The sequence below is a fragment of the Methylobacterium sp. E-046 genome (assembly GCF_022829625.1).
Lineage (GTDB): Bacteria > Pseudomonadota > Alphaproteobacteria > Rhizobiales > Beijerinckiaceae > Methylobacterium > Methylobacterium longum.
In genome coordinates, this window is the sequence record NZ_JAKSYP010000172.1 from 118483 (window position 1) to 142390 (window position 23908).

Sequence of the window (23908 nt, forward strand, 5' to 3'; positions counted from 1 at the left end):
CCGGCATCATAGGGACGTCGAAGGTCAGATCTTACCCTCAAGCCCCATCGTGTAGTATTTGTGCACGATCTTATCCTGGTTCTCCAGCAGCCAGTCGATCGACGGCTCGTTGGTCATGGCCTTGCGGATCGCCTCGGTCATGCCCTTGCGCTGGATCTCGAACAGCGCCTTGTGGTCGACCGTCTCGGCCTGGATCACGCCAGGGCTCAGCCAGACCGAGCAGATGATGCCGAGGTCGTTGGCCTTCTCCTTCGGGATGTAGCCCGCCCGCACGGCGTCGAGCACGCCGTTGGCGATGGCGAACTGCACCGTGCCCATGAGGATCGACGTGTACTTGCTCTCGGTCACGCTGACCTTGGAGACGCAGAGCGTCACGGGGCGGACCATGATGTCGGTGTTGAGCAGGGCGAAGACGCGGCTGTGGCCGACCACTTGGTCGCCCGTCAGCGTGGCGAGTGCCGTGCCGACCGGACCGTCGAGCTCGCCGATGATCACTTCCGGCTCGGAGGCCGTGTTGGGCGGTCCGCCCGCCACGAGTGCTTCGCCGGCGCGGAGGATGATGCGTTCACTCATTGAGATTGGCTCCCTGGGTTGCGGCCCGATCGGGCATGTCGCGGTCGTCGTAGCGCATGCCGGTCGGGGATGCTCCCCTTAGCAGGCGATCGGATCGGGCACGGCCGTCCACCGACATCGCCGCACCTCGTCCGCAACCCCGGCCGCGGCGCGGGGATCCGCCCCGGGTCTTAACCCCGGGTCTTGGCGCGGGCGACCCGGGCCATTAGGAAGGCGCCCAAGCCGGAGCGGTTCCGCCCGCGACCCGTCCACCGGCCGAACCCTCTGATGTCTCTCGCGGATCGCGGTGTGGGCAGCTTTGCGGGCTTCCCGCGTATCCGGACCTGACCATGCGCCTTCGAGATGTGTTCGTCGTCGGATCGTCGGAGAAGGCCGGCCTCGCCGGCGCCGCGCAATCCCTCGCGCGCCCGCTGACACGGCGCCTCAAGGGTCGCCGCCGCAGCGAGCCCCGCCAGGCGGACCTCGTCTGTGCGGTCAAGGAATCCGGCCTGTTCGATCCGGCCTGGTACGCCCGGCGCTATCCGGACGTGGTCGGCGAAGGGATCGACCCGGTGGTCCACTACGCGGTCCATGGCGGGCGCGAGGGGCGCTGGCCGCACCCGCTGTTCCACGGCGACCTCTACCTCGATTCCGTTCCGGGGCTCCGGGCCGAGGGCATCAACCCGCTGCTCCATTACATCGATCGCGGTGCCGCAGCGGGCATCCGGCCCAACCCGCTGTTCGACCCGGACTGGTACGCGACGCGCTATCTCGGCGGCGCCGAGCACCGCGCCCGGGCGTTCTCCGATTTCCTGTCCCGGACCGACACCGACCCGTCGCCGCTGTTCGACACCGCCTGGTACCTGTCCCGCTACCCGGATGCCCGCGCTGCCGGCGGCAGCGCCCTCAGCCACTTCTTCGAGACCGGAAGGAAGCAGGGCTACCTGCGCAACCCGGAGGAATTCGCCGGCCTGTCGCGGCACGTCGACCTGATCCGCCAGTCGGGCCTGTTCGACGCCGCGTTCTACCGCAGCCGCTGCCCGGAGGCCGAGACCAGCGGGCTCGAGCCGCTGGAGCACTACGTGATGGCCGGCGGCTACCGCCGCACCGCGCCCCATCCGCTGTTCGATCCCGACTGGTACGCGGCCCAATCCGCCGCCGTGCGGGCCGACAGCCTCAACCCCCTGGTCCATTACCTGGAGCACGGCGCCGCCGAGGGCCTCGACCCGGGGCCCTGGTTCGACACGCGCTGGTACACCGAGACCTACCTGGCGAACCCCGCGGCCGATGACGCGGCCGGGCAGAACCCGCTGGCGCATTTCCTCGCCGATGGCGGGCGCACGATGAGCCCATCGCCGCGCTTCGATGCGCCCTGGTACCGCGCCCGCTACCCGAAGGTCGCCGCCCTGGGCCTCAACCCGCTGGTCGACTACGTCACCACCGGCCTGGAGGCGGGCCGCCTGACCCGCCGCGTCCCCGGCGCGGCGGTGCCGGAAGCCTCCGACGCGCGCCTCTCGTGCCTCAAGCGCGAGAGGCGCCAGCACGGCCGCACGGCCCTGTTCATCACCCACTGCCCCGAGGGGCGGATCCGCGGCCACGTCGAGCCCTACCTGAGGGCCTTCGCGGAGAACGGCGCGGACATCGTCCTGATCATCGCCGCCGACCAGCAGAAGAACGCCGTGCCGCAGGCGATCCTGGACCTCTGCGCCTCCGTCTACCTGCGCGACAACCGCGGGTTCGATTTCGCGGCCTGGGCGCATGTCCTGCTGGAGGATACCGACCTCCTGGATTCCGAGACGCTCTACCTCGCCAACGACAGCCTCGTCGGGCCCCTCGACCGCGGCGACTTCGCCGGCCTGCTCGCCAAGATCGACGCCTTCCCGGAGGCGGTGATCGGGCTCGCCGACAATTTCTACTACAGCCACCACCTGCAGAGCTTCTTCCTGGCCCTGAAGAGGCGCTGCCTGTCCTCCTACGCGTTCAGCCAGTTCCTCCTGTCCGTCGCGAACTGGCCGGACAAGAACGCGGTCATCACCGAGTACGAGCTGACCTTCTCGGGACGGATGCGTGCGGCCGGACTCGGCATGCGCAGCCTGTTCTCGGCCCAGAACAAGCACATGTCGCTGGTCAACGACCCGCGCAACAACCGCACCCTGTTCGATTGGGAGAACATGCTCAGCCAGGGCTTCCCGTTCGTGAAGCGCTCGCTGCTGGGCGAGCACGCCGCGATCGGCGGGGCTGCGGTGCGCGAGGCGATCGCCGAGCGGGGTTTCGACCTCGACCGGCTCGACGTCACCTACACGTATCCGGGCGGGCGGATCTGGGCGGACCTGCGCAGGCCCCAGGCGCCGGACCGGCCGCTGCGCGTCGCCTACGTCTCGCCGATGAACTACGCCAACGGGCTCGGCGTCGCGGCCCGCAGCTACGCCCGCGCCCTGCACCGCGCGCCCTTCGCGCTGAACGTCCACCCGATGGAGCGGCCGTTCCACGTCCATGCCCGGGTGGCGCCCGCGTGGCAGGCCCGGACCTTCTCGGGGCCCGCCGACGTCGCCCTGGTGCATTTCAACGGCGACAGCTGGCACTCGCTGATGAGCGACCGGCAGCGGGCGACCGCCGCGGAGGCGCGGCTGAAGATCGGGCTGTTCGTCTGGGAGACCTCCCACGTGCCCGGCGGCTGGCTGCAGACCGTCGACGGCCTCGACGCGATCTGGGCGCCCACGGAGTTCTGCGCGTCGATCTTCCGGCAGATCACCGACATCCCGGTCGACGTCGTGCCCTACGTGGTCGAGAACGAAGCCGGCGAGCCGGCGAGCGCCGCCGCCAAGGCCAACCTGCGCAAGGCCTTCGCGATCGACCCGTCCAAGCGGGTGATTCTCTACGCCTTCGACGGCTCGAGCTACCTCGCCCGCAAGAACCCGCACGCGCTGATCCGGGCCTTCCGGGGGGCCGGCCTGGGACAGGCGGGCTGGCAGCTCGTGCTCAAGACCAAGCACGTCTTCGACCTGCCGGAGGAGGGCAAGAAGCTCCTCGACCTCGTGGGCACGTCGGGCGACGTGGTGGTGATCGACCAGCCGCTCTCCCAGAACGAGCTCGGCGCGCTGTTCGATCTCTGCGCGGTCTACGCGTCGTCGCATTCCTCGGAGGGCTTCGGCCTGACGATCGCCGAGGCGATGGAGATGGGCAAGGTCGTGGTCGCCACCGATTACGGCGGCTGCCGCGACTTCCTCGACGCCGCCTGCGGCTTCCCCGTGAAGGCGGAGGTCACGGCCCTCGAACAGACCTACGGCCCGTACCTGCGCGGCGCCGAGTGGGGCCAGGTGGACGAGGCGGACCTGACCCGGGCCCTCAACGACGCGGCCCGGGCAGTGACCGGCGGCGACGCGGCCCGGATCGGCGCCGCTGCCCGGGCGCGGATCCGCGAGCGGCTGTCCACCAGCGCGGTGGCCTCCGCCATGGAGGCGAGCCTGACCCGTCTGCTGGCGGCCGAACGTTCCTGACGTCCCGGAGACGCGACCCGTGTTGAAGAAGAAGCCGGTTCCGGCCCCGTCGGCCTCGTGGGGCACGCTCCCGTGGCCGGACGCGATCCTGCCGCTGCCCCTCGACGCCCAGTTCCGCCCCGTCGACGAGCGCCGGCTCGGCCAAGTCGCGGCCGGTCAGCTCCCCGCCTGCCGGGCGATCTTCGTCGCCCCCGCGGCCTCGGAGCTGCGCCCCGACCTCGTGGGGCACCTGACGCGCGCGCTGGCGGAGCGGCCCGATATCGGCATCTTCTACGGCGACGACGCCGTGGTGGACGGCGCCGGCCAGATCCGCAGCGTCCATTGCAAGCCGGCCTTCAACCCGGCCCTCCTCATGGCCGACGATTATATCGGCTTCCCGCTCCTCGTCCGCGTCTCGGCCCTGGCCGGTCTGAGCCCGGATTTCGGCCTGCGCCACGGCAGCGCCGCGTGGTTCCGGTTCCTGCTCGGCGCGATCTCCGCGGGGATCGGCATCGACCGGATCCCCCAGACCCTGATCGCCTCGCCGCTGGAGCGCCCGAAGGCGACGCGCACGGCGCGCGCCCACGCCCTCGACCGGTGGTTCGAGACGTCCGGCCTGCCGCTCCGCGCCGCCCCCGGGCTGACTGCGGACACGTTGGAGATCCGCCGGAGCTTCGACGCGCGGCCGGCCGTGACCCTGGTCGTGCCCACCAATCAGAGCCGCCCGAAGGACGATCAGGGCCGCGCCGTGGAGGGCGCCAAGCCCCACGTGATCAACCTGCTGGACAGCCTCGGCCGCAGCACCTACCCGGCCGACAGGATCCGCGTGCTGATCGGCGACGACGTGGCCGACGACGCGATCTATCGCGGGCGTTCCGACCGCTTCGCCGTGACCCGCCTGCTGACGACCCGGGCCCCGGGCGAGCGGTTCAACTACGCGGCCAAGATGAACACGCTCTGGCGCGCGGCCGAGACCGAGCTGGTCATCCTGATGAACGACGACCTCGTCGTGCGCCGGCCCGGCTGGATCGAGGCGCTCCTGGCCTTCGCGCTGGACCGCGGCGTCGGCGGCGCCGGCGGCCGGCTGCTGTTCCCCACGGGCAAGATCCAGCATGCCGGCATGACCGGCGGCATCTTCGAAGTGTTCGCCCACCCCTGGTACAACCGGGACGCGGCCGAGCCGACCTACGGCGACTGGGCGCTGGCGCAGCGCGACTGCTCGGCGGTGACCGGGGCGCTGTTCGCCACCCGCAAGGCGGTGCTGGAGGCCGTGAACGGCTTCGACGAGGGCTTCGCCCTCGACTTCAACGACGTCGACCTGTGCCTGAAGATGCGCCAGCTCGGCTACCGCATCGTCTACACGCCCTTCGCCGAGATGGCGCACCACGAGAGCGCCTCGCGGCAGGCCAGCTTCGCGCCCGGTTCGCAGACCGCGCGCTTCCTGCGGCGCTGGCACGACGTGCTGGCGGAGGATCCCGCCTACAGCCCGCAATTGCGGACCGACACCGACGTGGTCGCGCCCCGGGCCGACGCGACGCGCTGGATCACGGAATTGCGGGTGGAGGTTGTCTGAGAGCTGCGTTCAGCCCGGCGCGCCCGGTAGCGCGAAGCGGCGTCGAGCCCCGCTCCCACTTGGGAGAGGGCGGCTGTCGCGGGCCGTCATCGGCGTCGTGACCATGCCGGTGTCGAGCATCGCCATGTCGGGAGGAAGCCGCCTCGGCCCACCGCCGCTGCGCGTCGCTACAGCGCCTCCCCCCGCATCAGCCGCGGCCGCGACCCGCGCGCGGCCGCGGCCTCGCCAATGAAGAAGCGCTTCAACCCCGGCAACCGGTCCACGATCCCGAGGCCGAGATCGCGGGCGAGCCGCAGCGGAAGGGCATCGTTCGAGAACAGGCGGTTCAGCCCGTCGGTGGCCGCCGCCATGGCAAAGCTGTCGAAGCGGCGGGCGCGCTCGTAGGCGCGCAGGACGTCGGGGCCGCCGGGATCGAGGCCGAGGCGCAGCGCCCCGGTTACCGCCTCCGCCAGGGCGGCGGCGTCCGCGAGGCCGAGGTTGAGGCCCTGGCCGGCGATCGGGTGGATCACGTGGGCGGCATCGCCCAGCAGGGCCAAGCGCTCGGCCCGAAAGGCGCGGGCGAGGCCGAAGGCCAGGGGGTGCCGGCTCGGGCCGTGCTCGAGCGCGAGCACCCCGAGATCCAGGGTGAAACGGCGCTCGATCTCGGCCAGCACCTCGTCGGCGTCTCCGGAGAGCAGGGCGTCGGCCTCGTCCGCCCGCTCGGTCCAGACGATGGACGAGCGGTGGCCCAGATTGCCGCCGTCCCGCAGCGGCAGGATCGCGAAGGGACCGGCGGGCAGGAAATGCTCGACGGCGCGTCCCTCGTGCGGTCGGGCATGGCCGATGGTCGCCACGATGCCGACCTGTGGGTAGGACCAGCCGACCCACCCGATCCGCGCCGCCTCGCGCAGGCGCGATCGGGCGCCGTCGGCGGCCACCAGCAGGTCGCCCCGCAGGCTCTCGCCGGTCGTCAGGCGGGCGCGGATCGCCGTGCCCTCCGGAACGGCGCGCTCCACCCCTGCCGTGACGAAGGCCACCCCGACCGCCCGGCAGGCCTCCGCCAGCGCCTCGGCCAGGGGCTCCGCCTCGACCATGTGGGCGAAGGGCTCGTCGGCCGCGCGCGCATCCTCGTCCTCCCGCCCGAAGGTCAGGAAGACGGGCCGCACCGGATCGGCGAGGCGGCTGTCGCTGATCACCATCTCGGCGATCGGCTCCGCCGCGCGCGCCACGCGCGTCCACAGGCCGAGCTGGGTCAGCATCCGGCGTCCGCCCGCCGCGAGGGCGTAGGCGCGGCCGCGGTGCCGCGCGGGATCGGCGGCGCCCGGATCGATCACCGTCACGGCCAGGGCCGGGCCGTGGGCCTGCTTGAGGGCGAGCGCGAGGGCGAGGCTGGGCAGGCCGCCGCCGGCGATCAGGAGGTTGCGGCTGCCGGGGCGGGGCGTCTCGTCCGTCATCGTGGCGGATCTCCTTGGCTCCCGCGTGCGGGACGCGTGGATTGGTTCGTCGGAAACGCCTATGTCGCACGCGGGCAACGAACGGAAACCCCGCGGGCCATGACCGACGCCAATACCGATGCGGTGACGGATGCCGTCGCCGAGCTGATCGCCATCCTCGACCTGGAGCGCCTGGAGGTCGACCTGTTCCGTGGCCAGAACCCGAAGACGGGGTGGCGGCGCGTCTTCGGCGGACAGGTCGTCGCACAGGCGCTGGTCGCCGCGACCCGGACCGTGCCGGACGATCGCCCGGCGCACTCGCTGCACGCCTACTTCCTGCTGCCGGGCGATCCCCGGACGCCCATCGTGTACGAGGTCGAGCGCATCCGGGACGGGCGGAGCTTCACCACCCGCCGGGTCAAGGCGATCCAGCACGGGCGGGCGATCTTCGCCACGACGGTCTCCTATCAGGTCGCCGAGGAGGGCCTGACGCACCAGCCCGCGATGCCGGCGGTGGCGGGGCCGGACGGGCTCCTCGACGGCAAGGCCCTGGCGGCGGCCGGCGGTACCGGCATGCCCGAGGCGATCGCCGCCTATTTCGGCCGCGAGCGGCCGATCGCGCTGCGGCCGGTCGATCTCAACCGCTACATCGCGGCCGGGATGGGCGGTCGCCCGCCGGAACCGGTCTTCAACGTCTGGCTGCGTGCCGCCTCGGCCCTGCCGGATGATCCGGCCCTTCATCGGGCAGTTCTCGCCTACGCTTCCGACATGACCCTGCTCGACGTCTCGCTGATCCCGCACGCCCGGTCGGTGTTCGATCCCACCATCCAGGCGGCGAGCCTCGACCACGCGCTGTGGTTCCACCGCCCCGTGAAAATCGACGACTGGCTCCTCTACGCGCAGGACAGCCCCGCGGCCGGGGGCGCCCGCGGATTCGCTCGCGGGCAGATCTTCGACCGCGCCGGCCGTCTGGTCGCGTCCGTGGCGCAGGAGGGTTTGATCCGTCCGATCCGGGATTAAAGTCGTTTGCTGCGCGTGCGTTGCGTATCCGCCACAGGGCGGAATGCGCATTTTTGAGCAAGTTGTTTATTTCGACGGCAGATTTTCTCCGAGGCGTGCCCTGAATCTGGTCGCGCGCGGCTAATCCGTGGGCAGACCGGTGCCGCGCGGCCTCAGTCGCGGTCAAGCTTGCGTGGCATAGTCCTTGAATAGCGGCGTCCAACCGCGGGCCTTCCCGTCCCCGCGGACGATCCGGGCCGGGTCGTCCGCAGGCCGGGCGACGGCAACGGTTCCCAGGGACTTCGAAGGGGGCGTCGCCCATGAAAATCGTGATGGCCATCATCAAGCCGTTCAAGCTCGAGGAGGTGCGCGACGCGCTCACCGGCATCGGCGTCCACGGCCTGACGGTGACGGAGGTGAAGGGCTACGGCCGCCAGAAGGGCCACACCGAGATCTATCGCGGGGCGGAATACGCGGTGAGCTTCCTGCCCAAGCTGAAGATCGAGGTGGCGGTCGCCTCCGACCTGACGTCGAGCGTGATCGATGCCATCGCGGGAGCCGCCCGCACCGGCCAGATCGGCGACGGCAAGATCTTCGTGATGCCGCTGGAGAAGGCGGTGCGCATCCGGACCGGCGAGACCGACGCGGACGCCCTCTGACCCGCGGCCCGGCGCGCCCGGACCGTAGACCTCCTGAACCAACACGGACTTGAGACCTGGAGCCACGTGCCCATGAAACTTCGTCATGCCCTCATGCTCGGCTTGGGCGGGGCGGCCGTCGCCGCCCTCCTGATCGAGCCATCCCTCGCCCAGACCCCGGTACCGGAAGCCGCGTCGCCCCCGCCGTCACCGATCCCCAACAAGGGTGACACGGCCTGGATGCTGATCTCCTCGGCCCTGGTGCTGATGATGAGCGTTCCGGGCCTCGCCCTGTTCTACGGCGGCCTCGTGCGCACCAAGAACATGCTCTCGGTGCTGACCCAGGTGTTCGCGATCGTGTCGATCGTCGGACTGCTCTGGGTGTTCTACGGCTACAGTCTCGCCTTCACCAACGGCGGCGGCATCAACGACTTCGTCGGCGGCTTCTCGAAGGCGTTCCTGAAGGGCATCGACGCGAACTCGACGGTGGCAACCTTCTCGAACGGCGTCGTGATCCCCGAATACGTCTATCTGTGCTTCCAGATGACCTTCGCCATGATCACGCCCGCGCTGATCGTCGGGGCCTTCGCAGAGCGGATGAAGTTCTCCGCCCTGGTGGTGTTCACGATCCTCTGGGTCACGGTCATCTACTTCCCGATGGCCCACATGGTCTGGTACTGGGGCGGACCGGATGCCGTCGGCAACGCCGCGAAGGCGCTGGCCGCCGCCACCGACGACGCCTCGAAGGCGGCCGCGCAGGCGGCTCTGGACGCGGTCAACAAGGATGCGGGCTTCCTCTTCCAGAAGGGCGCCCTCGACTTCGCCGGCGGCACCGTGGTGCACATCAACGCGGGCATCGCGGGCTTCGTCGGCTGCCTGATCATGGGCAAGCGCATCGGTTACGGCCGCGACCTGCTCGCCCCGCACTCCCTGACCATGACGATGATCGGCGCTTCGCTGCTGTGGGTCGGCTGGTTCGGCTTCAACGCCGGCTCGAACCTCGAGTCCAACGGCACCGCCGCGCTGGCGATGCTGAACACCTTCGTGGCGACCTGCGGCGCCGCGGTGGCCTGGCTGTTCGCCGAATGGGCCCTCAAGGGCAAGCCCTCGCTTCTCGGCATGCTGTCGGGCGCGGTGGCCGGCCTCGTGGCCGTCACCCCGGCCTCCGGCTTCGCCGGCCCGATGGGCTCGATCGTGCTCGGCCTCGTGGCCGGCGTGGTCTGCTTCGTGATGTGCTCCACGGTGAAGAACGCGCTGGGCTACGACGACTCGCTGGACGTCTTCGGCGTGCACTGCGTCGGCGGCATCCTGGGCGCTCTGGCGACCGGCATCCTGGTCGACCCGAACCTCGGCGGCGTCGGCATCCCGGACTACAGCTCGAAGCCGGGCGAGATGGTCGTGGGCGCCTACGACATGATGAGCCAGCTCATCGTGCAGGCGGAGGCGGTCGGCCTGACCCTGCTGTGGTCGGGCATCGGCTCGGCGATCCTCTACAAGCTCGTGGACCTGACGATCGGCCTGCGGGTGACGCAGGAGGAGGAGCGCGAGGGCCTCGACATCGCCGATCACGGCGAGCGCGCCTACAACTACTGAGATCGGACGGCGCGCGGTCCGACGGGGCCGCGTCCCCGGCATGGGAAACCCCGGCTCCATGTGGGCCGGGGTTTTTCTTTGCCGAGGCGCGGGCCGGTGGGGGAAGGCTGCGGCCACGCCCTCATCCGGAGGCGCCTGTGCGCAGCGGAGTCCGCGAAGGAGGGCTCCAGGGAGTGCGGTGCTGTCGGGACGGCTTCTTCGCGGCGCACTCGAGGGAGCCGAAGATCAGGTGCTCACGATCCGCTGCCTCACGCCGCCCGGCTCAGAGCCGCCTTCTCCTCCGCGAAAGCCCAGTCGAGCCACGGCGTGAGCGCCTCCAGGTCCGACGTCTCGACGGTGGCGCCGCACCAGATCCGCAGGCCCGCCGGGGCGTCGCGATAGGCGCCGATGTCGAGGGCGACGCCTTCCCGGTCGAGGCGCCCGACGATCCCGGCCGCGAAGGCCGCGACCGCCGCGTCGCCGCGGGCCAGCACGTCCGGATCGGCGATCACGAGGCAGACGCCCGTGTTCGAGTACGTGGCCGGGTCGACCGCCAGCGGTGCGATCCAGGGCGTCCGGGCGACCCAGTCGTAGATCGTCCTGGCATTGGCGTCGGCCCGGGCGTGGAGCGCCTTCAGGCCGCCGATCCGCTCGGCCCAGGCCAGGGTGTCGAGGTAGTCCTCCACGGCCAGCATCGAGGGCGTGTTGATCGTATCGCCCCTGAAGATGCCCTCGATCAGCTTGCCGTCCTTGGTCAGGCGGAAGACCTTCGGCAGCGGCCAGGACGGGGTGTGGCTCTCCAGCCGCTCCACCGCCCGGGGCGACAGGATCAGCATGCCGTGCGCCGCCTCGCCGCCCATCACCTTCTGCCAGGAGAAGGTCACGACATCGAGCTTGTCCCACGGCAGCGGCTGCGCGAAGGCCGCCGAGGTCGCGTCGCAGATCGTCAGACCTTCGCGGTCCGGGGCGATCCAGGCGCCGTCCGGGACCTTCACGCCCGCCGCCGTGCCGTTCCAGGTGAAGACCACGTCGCTGCGCTTCGTGTCGATCGCCGCGAGGTCCGGCAGGATTCCGTAGGGCGTCTGGTGGATGCGCGGCGCGATCTTGAGCTGCCTGAGCGCGTCGGTGACCCACTCCTTGCCGAACGCCTCCCAGGCGGCGACCTCCACGCGCTTCGGCCCGAGCATCGTCCACATCGCCATCTCGACGGCGCCGGTGTCGGAGGCCGGCACGATCCCGATGCGGTAATCGGCCGGCACCTGCAGCACGGTGCGCGTCAAGTCGATGGCGCGGCCGAGCTTATCCTTGCCGATGGGGGAGCGGTGCGAGCGGCCCAGCGCGGCGTCGGACAGGGCGGCGGGGGTCCAGCCGGGGCGCTTGGCGCAGGGGCCTGAGGAGAAATGGGGCACGCGCGGGCGCTGCGCGGGGCGGCTGGTCATGACGGTCCATCCTTGCAGATGGGCGCTCCTCGGCGGGGAGGAGTTCCCGAGCCCGCGCATGCGCCCAAACCGCGCGCCTGGCAAGCGGCTGGCAAGCGGCTGCCGGGCGGGCAGTCTTCGGCCCATGCCCCTGGTCGGGACAGCCTCTCCGCGGGCGCGGAACAGACGATTAAGCCTGGAGCGTTAGCCTTAATGGCGTGCCGTGTTGTGTTCGAGGTACGCCTATGACTATCCACAGCGCCGCGATATTGGCGGTCTGGTCTGTTCTGCTTGTGGTTATTGGAGCCTTAACGGCCCACGCCGCGCTCCCGAGCCGCCTCCGACGCCCGGCGCCGCAGCCGCTGTGCCTCGACCCGATCGATTACGACCGCGACGGCCCGGTGATCGATTTGGAGCCGGCCTGATCGGGTGCGCTCCCGCCCCGCAGGTCCGGGCGCCGCTCGGCGGTGATGCGCTCGGCTTCCGCCCGGCGCCAGCGGGCGATGGCGGCGTGGTTGCCGCTGGAGAGCACGTCGGGAATCGCACGCCCCTCCCAGTCCCGGGGGCGCGTGTAATGCGGGTATTCGAGGAGGCCGCCTTCGAAGCTCTCCTCGACGCCGGAGGCCATCTTGCCCATCACGCCGGGCAGGAGCCGCACGCAGGCGTCGAGCACCACCAGAGCGGCGACCTCGCCGCCGGAGAGCACGTAGTCGCCGATCGACACCTCCTCGAGGCCGCGCCCGGCGATCACCCGCTCGTCGACCCCCTCGAAACGTCCGCAGACGATCAGCGCCCCCGGACCCTCGGCCAGGGCGCGTACCCGCGCCTGCGTGAGGGGACGTCCGCGGGGCGACATCAGCAGCCGGGGCCGTCGATCCTGCTCGCCCGTGGCCGCGTCGATCGCGGCGGCGAGGACGTCGCAGCGCAGCACCATCCCGGCGCCGCCGCCGGCCGGGGTGTCGTCCACCGAGCGGTGGCGACCGAGGCCGTGCTCCCGGATGTTGCGCGCCTCCAGCGTCCAGTCGCCCCGGGCGAGCGCGTCGCCCGAGAGCGACACGCCGAGGGGGCCCGGAAACATCTCCGGGTAGAGGGTCAGGATCGTGGCCCGCCAGGGCGTGTCCGTGCGCGTCATGCCGCTTGATCGCGCGCGGGGTGCGGCACGGTCAACGGCGCCGGCACCGATCGGGTCCCTCGCCGGTTGTCGGCGATGATCCGCGCCGTGGCCTCGCTCTCCATTCCCCTCGCCCTGCTCCTTGCAGGGCCGGTTCTCGCCGCGGAGCCGATGGCGCCGCCGGGCGCGCCCGCAGGCGCGTTCCCGAAGCCGGACCGGCCGGTGGCCGAGATCGTCGCCCCGCGCTGGTCCTCGGAGGCCGAGCGCGACCGGGCCGGCGAGTTCGAGGCCGTGGCGCAGGGAATGGGCATCGCGGCCGGCGAGACGGTGGCGGATATCGGCGCCGGCAGCGGCTACTACGTGGTGCGGCTGAGCCAGCGGGTCGGGCCGGGCGGCCGGGTGTTGGCCGAGGACGTCACGCCCGATTACCTCGCGGCCCTGGAGAAGCGCGTGGCGGGGCGCGCCAACGTGACGGTGGTGCAGGGCGAGCCGCACGATCCGCGCCTGTCCGCGGCCTCCGTCGACGCGGCGATCCTCGTCCACATGTACCACGAGATCACCCAGCCCTTCGGGCTGCTCCACAATCTCGCGGCCGCGATGCGCCCCGGCGGCCGGGTCGGCATCGTGGACGCCGACACCATCCCCTCTCGGCACGGCACCCCGCCGGCGCTCCTGCGCTGCGAACTCAAGGCCGCAGGCTACCGCGAGACCGCGTTTCAGCCCCTGAAGGACGGGGCCTACCTCGCGGTCTTCGCCGCACCCGCACCCGACGAGCAGCCGAGGCCGGAGACGATCCGTCCCTGCCGGGATGCGGCGACGCCGCGCTAGGGCGATCCTCGGTCGCAGCGCAGCCGGGCACTGCGCTGCGGCTTGGTTCCGGCGCGCTCGGGCCGGACCGGTGTCCCGTTCGGCGGCGAGCACTCCAGCGCTCCGGTTCCACGGCCGCCGTCCCGTCTTCATGCTTTCTCAGCCCGCGAGCCTCAGGATCGCGCTCCGTCGTTCTCGGTGCGGGCTGACGCATGCTCTTCGGACTCTGGCTCGATCAGCCCGTCTGGGCGATCTTCGCCCTCCTGGCGGTGCCGTTCGCCACCCTCAGCGCCCTCCTGTGCTTGGCTGCCCACGTGCGCCGGACCCGCCCGCTGATCGTCCGGCTCGGCGCCGGGATGGTGCCGACTTATTTCACCGCGCTCGCGACCCTGCTGGCCCTGCTCACCGGCTTCGTGGCCAACGACGCCTGGGAGCGTCAGCGCTCGGCCGCGCGTACGCTGCAGGCTGAGCGCGCCAATGCCCTGGCGCTCTACGACCTCAGCCTCGCCTCCGTGTCCGACATGCACAACATCCGGACGGCGCTGGCCGAGTATCTCGATCTGGTGATCACGCAGGAATGGCCCCGCATGGGCGAGGGCGGTTACGCGCCCCAGGCCGGAAGCGGGCTGCGGCACCTGCTCGAGGCCGTCTCCGATCCGAAGATCACCGCGGAGGCGGGCGCGCCGACGCACGCCGCCCTGCTCAGCGCCGCCATGGCGCTCAGGGCCGATCGCGGCGAGCGGCTGGCGCTGAGCCAGACCGCGAGCGACGGGACGAAATGGCTGACCCTGCTGATCCTGGCGGCGTTGACCCTTGTCGCCCTGGGCCTCGTCCATACGGAGCACCGGCCCGCACAGGCGACGGTCCTGACGACGTTCTCGCTGGCGATGGTGGCGACCCTCGGCCTGATCGCCCTGCACGAGCGCCCGTTCGACGGCCCGCTGGCGATGAGCGCCGAGCCGCTGATCATCGCGCGGGCGGCCGTGACGGGGCCCGCGCCGTAGCGGGCGATCCCGGCGTCGCGCGCTCAGCCCGGATCGTCCGCCGGCTTCTCGCCGGCCGGCGCGAACAAATCCTCCGGCGCGATGACGGTGACGCGCCGCCCGGCCAGATCCAGCACCGGCACGAAGGCCTTGGTGAACGGCAGGAGCGCGGTGGCGCCGCCGCCCAGGGGGCGCAGCTCCAGGAGGTCGCCGCCGCCGTAATTCGGCACGCCCACGACCGTCCCGATCGGGGTTCCGGCCGCGTCCACCGCCGTGCTGCCGATCAGGTCGGCCGCGTAGACCTCGTCCGCGTCCTCGGAGGCGGCCAGGCGGTCGCGGGGCACGAACAGGCCGACGCGGTTCAACACCTCCGCGGCGTTGCGGCCGGTGACGCCCGTCACGCGGGCGATCAGCATGTCGGGGGAGGAGCCCGGCGCGGGACGCACGTCGGCGAGGGTCAGCGTGCGCCCGTCCGTGGTCAGCAGGGCGCCGTAATCGGCGATCGCCAGTGGGTCGCCGGTATAGGATTTGAGGCGGATCTCGCCGTTCAGCCCGTGCGCGCGCCCGAACTCGCCCAGGAGGACGAGGCTCGGGTCGACCGCCACGGGCTTCGGGGCCGGCTTCGGGGCCGGCGCCTTGGGCGAGGTCGCGGCGTCCGGCGCAATCGCGCCGACCGCCGTACTCGTGCGGCCGCGGCGGCCGCCGTCGCGGGGAGAGGGACCTGCGGGGCGGCGCGCCATGACCGGAGCGCCTTACGCGGCGGCGTCCTCAGCGGGCGCCGCGGCCTTCTCGGCGCGCTTGGCGGCGCGCTCCTTGGCCTTCTCGCCCGGCTCGGCCTTCTGCGGGTTGTTGCGGGTCGGGCGCTTGGCGAGGCCGGCCTGATCCAGGAAGCGCAGGACGCGGTCGGTCGGCTGCGCGCCCTTGGCGAGCCAGCTCTGGATCTTCTCGTTGTCGAGGATGATGCGGGCCGGATCGTCCTTGGCCTTCATCGGGTCGTAGGCGCCGACCTTGTCGATGAAGCGGCCGTCGCGCGGGGCGCGGGCGTCGGCGACGACGATGCGGTAGTAGGGGCGCTTCTTGGCGCCGCCGCGGGTGAGGCGGATCTTGAGGGCCATGGTCTTACTTTCTCTCGGTGTCGGTCGCCGACTCGTGCGTCGCCGCGATCGACTGGTGGTGCCGGATGACCTCCTTGACCACGAAGGCCAGGAACTTTTCGGCGAAATCGGGGTCGAGCTTGGCCTCGACCGCGAGCTTGCGGAGCCGGGCGACCTGACGGGCCTCCCGGTCCGGATCGGAAGGGGGGATCCCCTTTCGGGCCTTGAGCTCGCCGACCCGCTGCGTGCAGCGGAAACGCTCGGCGAGGAGATGGATCAGCGCCGCATCGAAATTGTCGATGCTGTCCCGCAGGCGCGCCAGTTCGGGATCGACGGCTTGAGCGGAGAGGAGGCTCATTTCTTCTTCCCCGGCATGAACCCGCCGAGGCCCGGAAGCTTCGGGCCGCCGAGGCCGGGGAGTCCGGGGAGCTTCGGCATGCCCCCGCCCAGGCCGGGCGGCATCGGCGGCAGCTTGCCGCCGAACTGCTTCTCGATCTGAGCGATCTGCTCCGGCGTCGGCTCCGGCATGCCGGGGGGAAGGCCGGGCATGCCGCCCATCCCGCCGCCCATCCCGCCCCCGCCCAGGCCGAACATCGAGCCGAGCGCCTGCCCGATCCCGCGCTTGCCCTGGCCCATCGCCTTCATCATGTCGGCCATGGTCCGGTGCATCTTCAGGAGCTTGTTGATCTCCGAGACGTCGACGCCCGAGCCCGCGGCGATGCGCTTCTTGCGGCTGTTCTTGAGCAGATCAGGGTTCTTACGCTCCTGCGGGGTCATCGACGAGATGATCGCCCGCTGGCGCTTGAACATCTTCTCGTCGAGGTTGGCGCCCTCGACCTGCTTCTTGATCTGGCCCATTCCGGGCAGCATGCCCATCAGGCCGCCGATGCCGCCCATCTTCTCCATCTGGGCGAGCTGCATGGACAGGTCTTCGAGATCGAACTTGCCCTTGCGCATCTTCTCCGCGGTGCGGAGCGCCTGCTCGTGGTCGATGGTTTCGGCGGCCTTCTCGACGAGCGAGACGATGTCGCCCATGCCGAGGATGCGGTTGGCGACGCGGGCCGGGTGGAACTCCTCCAGCGCGTCGACCTTCTCGCCGACGCCGACGAGCTTGATCGGCTTGCCGGTGACGGCGCGCATCGACAGGGCCGCGCCGCCGCGGGAATCGCCGTCCATGCGGGTCAGGACGATGCCGGTGACGCCGAGCCGCTCGTCGAAGGCGCGGGCGGTGTTGACCGCGTCCTGGCCGGTGAGCGCGTCGGCGACGAGCAGGACCTCGTGGGGCCGGGTCGCGGCCTTCACCTCGGCGGCCTCGGCCATCAGGGCCTCGTCCACGGTGGTGCGGCCGGCGGTGTCGAGCATCACCACGTCGAAGCCGCCGAGCCGCGCGGCGTCCATGGCGCGCTTGGCGATCTGCACCGCCGACTGGCCGGCGATGATCGGCAGCGACTCGACGCCGACCTGCTTCGCCAGAACCGCGAGCTGCTCCATGGCGGCCGGGCGGCGCGTGTCGAGGGAGGCGAGCAGGACCTTGCGCTTCTCGCGGTCGGAGAGCCGCCGGGCGATCTTGGCGGTGGTGGTGGTTTTTCCCGAGCCCTGCAGGCCGACCATCAGGATCGGCACCGGGGCGGGGGCGTTGAGATCGACGGTCTCGGCATCGGTGCCGAGCATCGCAACGAGCTCGTCGTTGACGATCTTCACGACCATCTGGCCGGGCGTCACCGACTTGAGGACGACGGCGCCGACGGCCTTCTCCTTCACCCGGTCGGTGAAGCCGCGGACCACCTCAAGGGCGACGTCGGCCTCCAGCAGGGCGCGGCGCACCTCGCGCATGGCGGCGGTGACGTCGGCCTCGGTGAGCGCGCCGCGGCGCGTCAGTCCCGAGAGGATGCCGGAGAGGCGGTCGGACAGGCCTTCGAACATGGTCTGGACCCGCGCTTACTGTTCGAGGCCGGAGCGCTCGACGCGGCGCGCCTGGAGGGCGGCCTCGAAGCTGCGCAGGGCGCTCGCGAACTTGTCCCGGCAATCCGGGTTGCAGAAGCCGACCACGGCGCCGCTGTAGAGCGTCAGCGCGTCGGCCGAGATCGGCTTGCCCGACCACGGGCAGGTCTCGTTGATCGCGTCCTCGATGTGCAACTCGTGCTGCAACGCTTGCTGATCTCGCGTCATGCGGGTGCCTCGGCCGGCGGATCCCGTCGCGGCGGCGCGGCCCAACGCCCATCGCGCCCGAGGGCGCGCACGCGCTGTCGGGCGTTGACCTCCGGCCTCACGGGGCCGGTCGGCTTGGCACGGGTCGATCTGCTACGGATCGGGAGGGCGGGGCGTAGCCGCGATATGCGGGAAAGTCAATTTTGCGCACCCGCGCTTCGCCTTAGTGCCCCGGGGCGAACCTGCGATGGGGCGTCGCGAGGCGGTCGGGCTTTACCGATCGTTAAGCATGTTCGGATTGTCATCGGCGGGTATTCGCTCAGGACGCCCGCCGATGTCGGAACCCGCCCGCTCCACGCCGCCGATCGACGCCGGCACCCGCACCGCGCCGGGCCCGCTCCGAGACTGGCTCGCCGCGATGAAGACGCACAGCCCGGCCGAGACGCGCAGCGAGCCTCGCGCCCCGGAGATGTCGCCGGAGTCGAAGGGCGCGCGCCCCGCCGAGGCGAGCTGGTCGCCGCGGATCGTCGAGCCGGCCGTGCCGCAGAACGAGACGGTCGAGGATGCCGACCTGTCCGAGCTGATGGCCGAGAACCTGATGCTGAAGGCCAAGCTCCGCCTGGAGGCCGAGCGGAAGGACGAGCTGCAGGCGATCCTGGCGCAGGAGATCCGGGCGCTGCGCGAGCACATCCGCGAGGAGATGGGCTCCCTGGAGGATCTGCGGGCAGAACAGGAGGAGGTCCGCGCCGAGCGCGAGGCGCTTAAGGCCGAGCGCGCGCGGCTGCTTGCCGAGTGCGAGGCGATGCGGCTCGAACACGACCGGGTGCGCGTCGAGCGCGACGTCCTGCGCACCGAGGCCGTTACTCTGGCGGGTGAGCGCGACGCGCTGCGCGAGGAGCGCGACCTGTGGCGCGCGCGGACCGAGGCGCTGGCCCAGCCGTTGTTCCAGATGCAGAAGCGCTAAGCGCGCCGGTCTTCGTCGAGACCCCCGAAAAGCCGAAGGGCCACCCGAGTGGGTGGCCCTTCCATTGCCGAACCGTCGTGTCCGGCGGAACTGTCCCGAAATCGGGTCTCTGACGCGTCTTAGAGCGACGCGCCGGAGGCGACGGTCCAGGTCCGATGAGCCGAGACACACGGCTGATGACAATGAGACACTGGATCACCTCCTTTCGTTCGTTGCGGGTGAGGCGAAGGTAGGTGGCCGCGCCGGACTTGTGAAGCCCCGCGCCTGCGCCCGTTTGTCCTCCCTCGGTGCCGCGCTTCCCCACTCCGGGCACCGGGCGTATGACGGGCCATCCGTGGTCAGCCCGAACCGCCTTGAACGCGCCCTTCACGAATCCGCCGCGCCCCGCCGAGGAACCTGACCTCGATCCCGGTTCGATGCGCCAGCCGCTCGGCAATGCGTGGTACTGCGTCGGCCAGTCCCGAGGCCTCGGCAAGTCCAGCGGCAGGTCCGGCGGGAGCACGGGGCTGCGGGCCGTGGAACTGAACGGCGAGCAGATCGTGCTCGGGCGCGCCCCGGATGGCAGTCCCTTCGCGCTGCGCGACCGGTGCCCCCATCGCGGCATGGCCCTGTCGAAGGGCCGCTTCGACGGCGACACGCTGATGTGCCCGTTCCACGGATGGCGCTTCGGGACGGACGGGCGCTGCCGCGACGTTCCGACACTGTCGGAGCAGGACGCCGCCGATTTCTCACGCATCCAGGTTCAGCGCTTCCCCGTCCGAGAGAGCGCCGGGTTCCTCTGGGTGAACCCACATCTTGGTCCCGCCGCCGGGGAGGTGCCGGCGGTTCCGGCGCTGGATTTCGAGCCGGCCGGGTCGCTCGTGGTCGAACTCGTGGTGGAGGCCTCCTTCGATCTGACGACCCTGAGCCTCGTGGACCCGGGGCACGTCGCCTTCGTCCATGATTCCTGGTGGTTCCGCCCCTCGAAGCAGCTCCGCGAGAAGGTGAAGACCTTCCAGCCGGTGCCGCACGGCTTCGTCATGACGAGCCACGCCACCACGACGAGTTCGCCGATCTACCGGCTGCTCGGCGGCGTGCCCGAGGTCGAGATCGAGTTCCGCCTGCCCGGGGTGCGCCTGGAGCGCATCCGCGCGGGCGAGAAGCGCGTGGCGAACTTTACCTTCGCGACGCCGCTGACCGCCGACCGGACCCTTCTTACCAACGCCCTCTACTGGAGCATGCCGGCGCTGAACCTGCTCAAGCCGGTCGCGCGCCCGTTGATGCGGCAGTTCCTCACCCAGGACCAGGAGGTGCTTCAGCACGCGCAAGCCGGCCTGGATAGAAAGCCCACCATGGTGCTGTTCGGCCAGGGCGATCTGCCCTCGCAATGGTATTTCCGCCTGAAGCGCGAGGCGCTGGAAGCGGCGCGCGACGGGCGGTCCTTCACGAACCCGCTGGAGCGGCGGGACCTGCGCTGGCGCTCCTGACAGTGCGCCGGCTGTAGTTCCGAAAGCCGGTCGTTTAAGGCATTGTTAACCATAGGAGATCAATCGTTTCGGTGCATTACCTCTCATTGAGACAATTTGCGCTGATGCCTCGCTTCTTCATCGATCTTCATGACGGCTTGCAGCCGATCCGCGATGAGGTCGGCTTCGATCTTCCGGACCTGCCGGCCGCGCGCGCCAAGGTCACCCGCATCATGTCGGCGATCGCCCGCGACATGCTGCCCGACGTCGAACGTCAGGATTACGTCGCCTGCGTGCGCGACGGTGTCGGGAAGGTCGTCTATCGGGCGCGGCTGTCGCTGGCCGCCGAGGCGGTCGACTGAGCGGGCCCGCTGCCCAGTCGCTGCTGAGGCGTCCCTGAATTTCCCCGGGGTCTCCCCTGAGGCGCCCGGCCGCGCCGCCGGAGAGCTTGACCGGTCCGCGCCTGCGGCCATCTCACACCCATGAAACGGCGCAGCCTGCTTACGGTCGCCAGCGCGGCCACGGTGATGACTCTCGGTGGTGTCGGCTACGCCGCCCATCGGCGCGGCAGGAACCCGTACTACAGCGGGCCGACCTCCGATCATTTCGACGGCCTGCGGTTCTTCCTGCCGGATCAGGCCACCGACAAGTCGCTGCCGGACGTACTCCGCTGGCAGGCCAAGCGGCAGCGCGAGCCCTGGCCGAAGAGCGCCCCCAGCCCCTATCCAGCGGACCATCCGCCCGAGCGCGTCGCCGGCCTGCGGGTCGTGCTCATCGGCCATGCGAGCTACCTCGTGCAGGTCGCGGGCCGCAACATCCTGATCGATCCGGTCTTTGCCAGACGGGCGAGTCCCGTCCGCTTCGCCGGGCCCCGGCGCGTCAACCCGCCGGGCATCGCCCCGGCCGATCTTCCGCCCATCGACGCGGTGCTGATCACCCACAATCACTACGACCATCTCGACGGGCCGAGCCTCGCGCGGATCTGGCAGCAGCACCAGCCGCTGATCGTGGCGCCCCTGGGCAACGACGCCATCCTGCGCGGCTACGACGACACGATGCACGTCGAGACCCGCGACTGGGGCCAGACGGTCGATCTCGGCGACGGGCTCCAGGTCTACCTCACGCCGGCGAACCATTGGTCGGCCCGGGGCGTCAACGACGGGCGCATGGCCCTGTGGTGCGCCTTCGTGATCACCTCGCCCCGCGGCGTGCATTACCATGTCGGCGATACCGGCTTCGGCGATGGCGGCCTGTTCCGCGAGATCCGAGCCCGCTTCGGGCCTCCGAGGCTGGCGACGCTGCCGATCGGCGCCTACGAGCCGCGCTGGTTCATGCGGGCCCAGCACGTCAATCCCGCCGAGGCCGTCGACGCCTTCACGCTGCTGGGCGCCGAGCAGGCCCTGGGCCATCACTGGGGCACCTTCCAGCTCACCGACGAGGGCATCGAGCGACCCGCCGAGGCCCTGACGGCGGCACTCGGGGCCGCGGGCCTGCCGCCCGAGCGGTTCCTGGCGCTCCGGCCCGGTCAGGTCTGGGAGGCCTGAACCCGCCGTCCAGCTCGGCATGATGCGTGCATCATTCTGTATGCGGCACGGGTTCGCGGCGCGGGAGCGCCGCCGCACGCCTGAGAGGCGGGCGCCGCTCCGTGCGGCGCATCCGCCCTCAGCCGAGAGACACGATGGACTCGATCAAGCCGACACGTCGATCCCTGATGGCCGGGGCCGCGGCGCTCGCCGCGGTCGCGGCTCCGGGCCGGGCCGGTGCACAGGGCGCAGCGCCCGGCGGCCTGACCTACGGCATCTCGATGACCGACCTGCCGCTCACCACCGGGCAGCCGGACCGGGGCGCCGGCGGCTACCAGTTCACCGGCCTGACCCTCTACGACCCGCTGGTGGCGTGGGAACTCGACGTCGCGGACCGGCCGGGCAAGATGGTCCCCGGGCTCGCCACCGACTGGTCCAGCGACCCGGCGGACCCCAAGGTCTGGACCTTCCACCTGCGCGAGGGCGTCAAATTCCACGACGGGTCCGGCTTCGATGCCGACGCGGTGATCTGGAACTTCGACAAGGTGCTGAACAAGGAGGCACCGCATTTCGATCAGCGGCAGGCCGCCCAGGTCCGCCCGCGCCTGCCCGGCGTGGCGAGCTACCGGAAGCTCGACGCCAAGACCGTTCTGGTCACGACCAAGACTCCCGACAGCCTGTTCCCCTACCAGATGCTGTGGTTCCTGATCTCCTCGCCCGCACAGTACGAGGCGGTCGGGCGCGACTGGGCGAAGTTCGCCTTCGCGCCGGCCGGCACCGGGCCGTTCCGGATGGGCCAGCTGGTCCCGCGGGTGCGCCTCGAACTCCTACCGAACGCCGCGTACTGGAATCCGAAGCGGGTCCCGAAGCTCGCCAAACTCACGCTCACCTGCATTCCCGAGGATCTGGCGCGGGTGAACGCGCTCCTGTCCGGCAACGTCGACCTGATCGAATCGCCCGCGCCCGACGCGGTGCCACGGCTGAAGGCCGCCGGCATGCGCGTCGTCGGCAACGACACGCCCCATGTCTGGAACTACCACCTATCGATGCTGGAGGGCTCGCCCTGGCGGGACCTGCGTCTGCGCAAGGCGGCCAACCTCGCCATCGACCGCGCCGGCGTCGTCGAGCTGATGGGCGGCCTCGCCCAGCCGGCGATCGGGCAGGTTCAGGCGTCGAGCCCGTGGTTCGGCAAGCCCAATTTCCAGATCAAGACCGACGTCGACGCGGCCCGCAAGCTCGTGGAGCAGGCCGGCTACTCCGTCCAGAAGCCCGTCAAGGCCACGATCCTGATCCCCACGGGCGGCACCGGGCAGATGCTGTCGCTCCCGATCAATGAGTTTCTGCAGCAGAGCTGGGCCGAGGTGGGCATCCAGGTCGAGTTCAAGACCGTGGAGCTCGAAGTCGCCTACACGGCTTGGCGCCAGGGCGCGGCCGATCCGAGCCTCAAGGGCGTCACCGCCGGCAACATCGCGTACGTCACCTCGGACCCGTTCTACGCGATCCTGCGCTTCTACGATTCGAAGCAGATCGCCCCGAATGGGGTGAACTGGAGTCACTATCGCAATCCCGAGGTCGACGCCCTCTGCGACCAAGTGAAGGCGAGCCTCGACGCGGATGAGCAGAACAGGCTGCTGGCGCGCATCCACGGGATCGTCGTCGATGATGCCGTGCAGGTGTGGGTGGTGCACGACACCAATCCCCACGCATTGTCACCGCGAGTGAAGGAGTATGTTCAGGCTCAGCATTGGTTTCAGGACTTGGCGACACTCGCCTGATCCCACGGGATACCTCGGGCGCGGCAGCGACGACGGGGCGGCCGGGAGCGATCTTCGTAAGAACGTGTCGGGTCGCCACGGCACGCAGGAGCGTCCCACGAGGACCCTGCTCGCTGGCGCCGTTCTGGCCCCCACCGTGCCGACGGTCGTCCCGGCTTCGGCGCAGCGGCGCAGCGCAGGTCGACATCGGACCGGGCGGCCCGCGCGTCGACCTGCATGCCCGCGCCCAGCGTGACGGTGACGTCGGCCGCGAAGAGTATCGCCGCGTCCGCACCTGCGACGAGGGTGTTACTACCGGCGTCACCGCTTCGACAAGGATCGTTCCGTGGGCCGCCGCGGCTACGGATACTGATTCGGCGCTCCACTTCGGTTTCGAGGACTAGCCCTACAGGAAGGGGCCGGCATCCGCCGGCCCCTT

Annotated in this window: 21 protein-coding genes; 12 read left to right on the forward strand and 9 right to left on the reverse strand. The window is 70.9% G+C overall.

Annotation, left to right across the window (positions count from 1 at the left end; translation table 11 throughout):
• Positions 1-24: 24 nt before the first annotated feature.
• A complete protein-coding gene (locus MKK82_RS16310; protein ID WP_091718756.1) occupies positions 25-573 on the reverse strand; it encodes a formaldehyde-activating enzyme in 549 nt (182 codons plus the stop codon).
• Between the two features lie 329 nt (positions 574-902).
• On the opposite strand from MKK82_RS16310, the gene MKK82_RS16315 reads away from it, so the two are divergent.
• Both MKK82_RS16315 and MKK82_RS16320 read left to right on the forward strand, forming a co-directional pair.
• Positions 903-4049, forward strand: coding sequence for a rhamnan synthesis F family protein (locus MKK82_RS16315; RefSeq protein ID WP_238286729.1), 3147 nt, complete (start codon positions 903-905; stop codon positions 4047-4049).
• 19 nt (positions 4050-4068) lie between these two features.
• Positions 4069-5601, forward strand: coding sequence for a glycosyltransferase family 2 protein (locus MKK82_RS16320; protein WP_243986265.1), 1533 nt, complete (start codon positions 4069-4071; stop codon positions 5599-5601).
• Positions 5602-5768: 167 nt separating this feature from the next.
• On the opposite strand, the gene MKK82_RS16325 is transcribed toward MKK82_RS16320, so the two are convergent.
• Entirely contained in the window at positions 5769-7034 is a 1266-nt protein-coding gene (locus MKK82_RS16325) for an FAD-dependent monooxygenase (RefSeq protein ID WP_238286725.1), read from the reverse strand.
• Between the two features lie 99 nt (positions 7035-7133).
• On the opposite strand from MKK82_RS16325, the gene tesB reads away from it, so the two are divergent.
• The 3 genes from tesB to MKK82_RS16340 all read left to right on the forward strand — a co-directional run bounded on the left by tesB (position 7134) and on the right by MKK82_RS16340 (position 10243).
• Positions 7134-8033: an acyl-CoA thioesterase II gene (tesB, locus tag MKK82_RS16330; protein WP_238286723.1), complete on the forward strand. Its 900-nt coding sequence runs from the start codon at positions 7134-7136 to the stop codon at positions 8031-8033.
• Between the two features lie 299 nt (positions 8034-8332).
• Entirely contained in the window at positions 8333-8671 is a 339-nt protein-coding gene (locus MKK82_RS16335) for a P-II family nitrogen regulator (RefSeq protein WP_010683623.1), read from the forward strand.
• Between the two features lie 72 nt (positions 8672-8743).
• Positions 8744-10243: an ammonium transporter gene (locus MKK82_RS16340; protein WP_238286721.1), complete on the forward strand. Its 1500-nt coding sequence runs from the start codon at positions 8744-8746 to the stop codon at positions 10241-10243.
• A 248-nt stretch (positions 10244-10491) separates the two neighbouring features.
• Here the strand turns inward: MKK82_RS16340 and MKK82_RS16345 are convergent, their stop codons facing one another.
• Together MKK82_RS16345 and trmD are read right to left on the reverse strand one after the other, a co-directional pair.
• Positions 10492-11661, reverse strand: coding sequence for a phosphoserine transaminase (locus tag MKK82_RS16345; RefSeq protein ID WP_238286719.1), 1170 nt, complete (start codon positions 11659-11661; stop codon positions 10492-10494).
• A 361-nt stretch (positions 11662-12022) separates the two neighbouring features.
• Positions 12023-12772: a tRNA (guanosine(37)-N1)-methyltransferase TrmD gene (trmD, locus tag MKK82_RS16350; RefSeq protein ID WP_238286717.1), complete on the reverse strand. Its 750-nt coding sequence runs from the start codon at positions 12770-12772 to the stop codon at positions 12023-12025.
• Between the two features lie 75 nt (positions 12773-12847).
• On the opposite strand from trmD, the gene MKK82_RS16355 reads away from it, so the two are divergent.
• Positions 12848-13579: a class I SAM-dependent methyltransferase gene (locus MKK82_RS16355; protein WP_238286715.1), complete on the forward strand. Its 732-nt coding sequence runs from the start codon at positions 12848-12850 to the stop codon at positions 13577-13579.
• A gap of 191 nt (positions 13580-13770) precedes the next feature.
• Positions 13771-14562, forward strand: a complete 792-nt coding sequence (locus tag MKK82_RS16360; protein WP_238286713.1) for a DUF4239 domain-containing protein — start codon at positions 13771-13773, stop codon at positions 14560-14562.
• A gap of 23 nt (positions 14563-14585) precedes the next feature.
• Here MKK82_RS16360 and rimM read toward each other — a convergent pair whose 3' ends face one another.
• The 5 genes from rimM to MKK82_RS16385 are packed head-to-tail and all read right to left on the reverse strand — an operon-like array spanning position 14586 to position 17804.
• Positions 14586-15281, reverse strand: coding sequence for a ribosome maturation factor RimM (gene rimM, locus MKK82_RS16365; protein ID WP_238286712.1), 696 nt, complete (start codon positions 15279-15281; stop codon positions 14586-14588).
• 12 nt (positions 15282-15293) lie between these two features.
• Entirely contained in the window at positions 15294-15656 is a 363-nt protein-coding gene (gene rpsP, locus MKK82_RS16370; RefSeq protein WP_192706308.1) for a 30S ribosomal protein S16, read from the reverse strand.
• 4 nt (positions 15657-15660) lie between these two features.
• Positions 15661-15993, reverse strand: a complete 333-nt coding sequence (locus tag MKK82_RS16375; protein ID WP_238286711.1) for a chorismate mutase — start codon at positions 15991-15993, stop codon at positions 15661-15663.
• Positions 15990-17558 (reverse strand): signal recognition particle protein, encoded by a 1569-nt coding sequence (gene ffh / locus MKK82_RS16380; protein WP_238286710.1) that lies wholly within the window; start codon positions 17556-17558, stop codon positions 15990-15992. The genes MKK82_RS16375 and ffh overlap by 4 nt, the downstream gene beginning before the upstream one ends.
• Before the next feature lie 15 nt (positions 17559-17573).
• A complete protein-coding gene (locus MKK82_RS16385) occupies positions 17574-17804 on the reverse strand; it encodes a glutathione S-transferase (RefSeq protein ID WP_238286709.1) in 231 nt (76 codons plus the stop codon).
• 313 nt (positions 17805-18117) lie between these two features.
• Between MKK82_RS16385 and MKK82_RS16390 the strand changes: the two genes are divergently transcribed.
• The 5 genes from MKK82_RS16390 (at position 18118) to MKK82_RS16410 (ending at position 23490) form a co-directional block, all read left to right on the forward strand.
• Positions 18118-18747, forward strand: coding sequence for an ATPase (locus MKK82_RS16390; RefSeq protein WP_238286708.1), 630 nt, complete (start codon positions 18118-18120; stop codon positions 18745-18747).
• 416 nt (positions 18748-19163) lie between these two features.
• Complete coding sequence (locus tag MKK82_RS16395; RefSeq protein ID WP_373323303.1) at positions 19164-20213, forward strand: aromatic ring-hydroxylating oxygenase subunit alpha; 1050 nt, start codon at positions 19164-19166, stop codon at positions 20211-20213.
• 104 nt (positions 20214-20317) lie between these two features.
• Positions 20318-20554: a DUF6894 family protein gene (locus tag MKK82_RS16400; RefSeq protein ID WP_238286706.1), complete on the forward strand. Its 237-nt coding sequence runs from the start codon at positions 20318-20320 to the stop codon at positions 20552-20554.
• A gap of 120 nt (positions 20555-20674) precedes the next feature.
• On the forward strand, positions 20675-21736 hold the full coding sequence (locus MKK82_RS16405; protein ID WP_238286705.1) for an MBL fold metallo-hydrolase: 1062 nt from the start codon (positions 20675-20677) through the stop codon (positions 21734-21736).
• Positions 21737-21870: 134 nt separating this feature from the next.
• On the forward strand, positions 21871-23490 hold the full coding sequence (locus tag MKK82_RS16410; RefSeq protein ID WP_243986267.1) for an ABC transporter substrate-binding protein: 1620 nt from the start codon (positions 21871-21873) through the stop codon (positions 23488-23490).
• Positions 23491-23908 lie beyond the last annotated feature (418 nt).

What these genes read in the sequence shown, in the direction of transcription:
- MKK82_RS16335 (WP_010683623.1), top strand. Translation starts at nt 8,333, where the DNA reads ATGAAAATCGTGATGGCCATCATCAAGCCGTTCAAGCTCGAGGAGGTG.
- MKK82_RS16340 (WP_238286721.1), top strand. Translation starts at nt 8,744, where the DNA reads ATGAAACTTCGTCATGCCCTCATGCTCGGCTTGGGCGGGGCGGCCGTC.
- MKK82_RS16400 (WP_238286706.1), top strand. Translation starts at nt 20,318, where the DNA reads ATGCCTCGCTTCTTCATCGATCTTCATGACGGCTTGCAGCCGATCCGC.
- MKK82_RS16375 (WP_238286711.1), bottom strand. Translation starts at nt 15,993, where the DNA reads ATGAGCCTCCTCTCCGCTCAAGCCGTCGATCCCGAACTGGCGCGCCTG.
- rpsP (WP_192706308.1), bottom strand. Translation starts at nt 15,656, where the DNA reads ATGGCCCTCAAGATCCGCCTCACCCGCGGCGGCGCCAAGAAGCGCCCC.
- MKK82_RS16405 (WP_238286705.1), top strand. Translation starts at nt 20,675, where the DNA reads ATGAAACGGCGCAGCCTGCTTACGGTCGCCAGCGCGGCCACGGTGATG.
- tesB (WP_238286723.1), top strand. Translation starts at nt 7,134, where the DNA reads ATGACCGACGCCAATACCGATGCGGTGACGGATGCCGTCGCCGAGCTG.
- MKK82_RS16310 (WP_091718756.1), bottom strand. Translation starts at nt 573, where the DNA reads ATGAGTGAACGCATCATCCTCCGCGCCGGCGAAGCACTCGTGGCGGGC.
- ffh (WP_238286710.1), bottom strand. Translation starts at nt 17,558, where the DNA reads ATGTTCGAAGGCCTGTCCGACCGCCTCTCCGGCATCCTCTCGGGACTG.
- MKK82_RS16345 (WP_238286719.1), bottom strand. Translation starts at nt 11,661, where the DNA reads ATGACCAGCCGCCCCGCGCAGCGCCCGCGCGTGCCCCATTTCTCCTCA.
- MKK82_RS16390 (WP_238286708.1), top strand. Translation starts at nt 18,118, where the DNA reads ATGTCGGAACCCGCCCGCTCCACGCCGCCGATCGACGCCGGCACCCGC.
- MKK82_RS16395 (WP_373323303.1), top strand. Translation starts at nt 19,164, where the DNA reads ATGCGCCAGCCGCTCGGCAATGCGTGGTACTGCGTCGGCCAGTCCCGA.
- MKK82_RS16360 (WP_238286713.1), top strand. Translation starts at nt 13,771, where the DNA reads ATGCTCTTCGGACTCTGGCTCGATCAGCCCGTCTGGGCGATCTTCGCC.
- MKK82_RS16325 (WP_238286725.1), bottom strand. Translation starts at nt 7,034, where the DNA reads ATGACGGACGAGACGCCCCGCCCCGGCAGCCGCAACCTCCTGATCGCC.
- MKK82_RS16315 (WP_238286729.1), top strand. Translation starts at nt 903, where the DNA reads ATGCGCCTTCGAGATGTGTTCGTCGTCGGATCGTCGGAGAAGGCCGGC.
- rimM (WP_238286712.1), bottom strand. Translation starts at nt 15,281, where the DNA reads ATGGCGCGCCGCCCCGCAGGTCCCTCTCCCCGCGACGGCGGCCGCCGC.
- MKK82_RS16355 (WP_238286715.1), top strand. Translation starts at nt 12,848, where the DNA reads ATGATCCGCGCCGTGGCCTCGCTCTCCATTCCCCTCGCCCTGCTCCTT.
- MKK82_RS16385 (WP_238286709.1), bottom strand. Translation starts at nt 17,804, where the DNA reads ATGACGCGAGATCAGCAAGCGTTGCAGCACGAGTTGCACATCGAGGAC.
- trmD (WP_238286717.1), bottom strand. Translation starts at nt 12,772, where the DNA reads ATGACGCGCACGGACACGCCCTGGCGGGCCACGATCCTGACCCTCTAC.
- MKK82_RS16410 (WP_243986267.1), top strand. Translation starts at nt 21,871, where the DNA reads ATGGACTCGATCAAGCCGACACGTCGATCCCTGATGGCCGGGGCCGCG.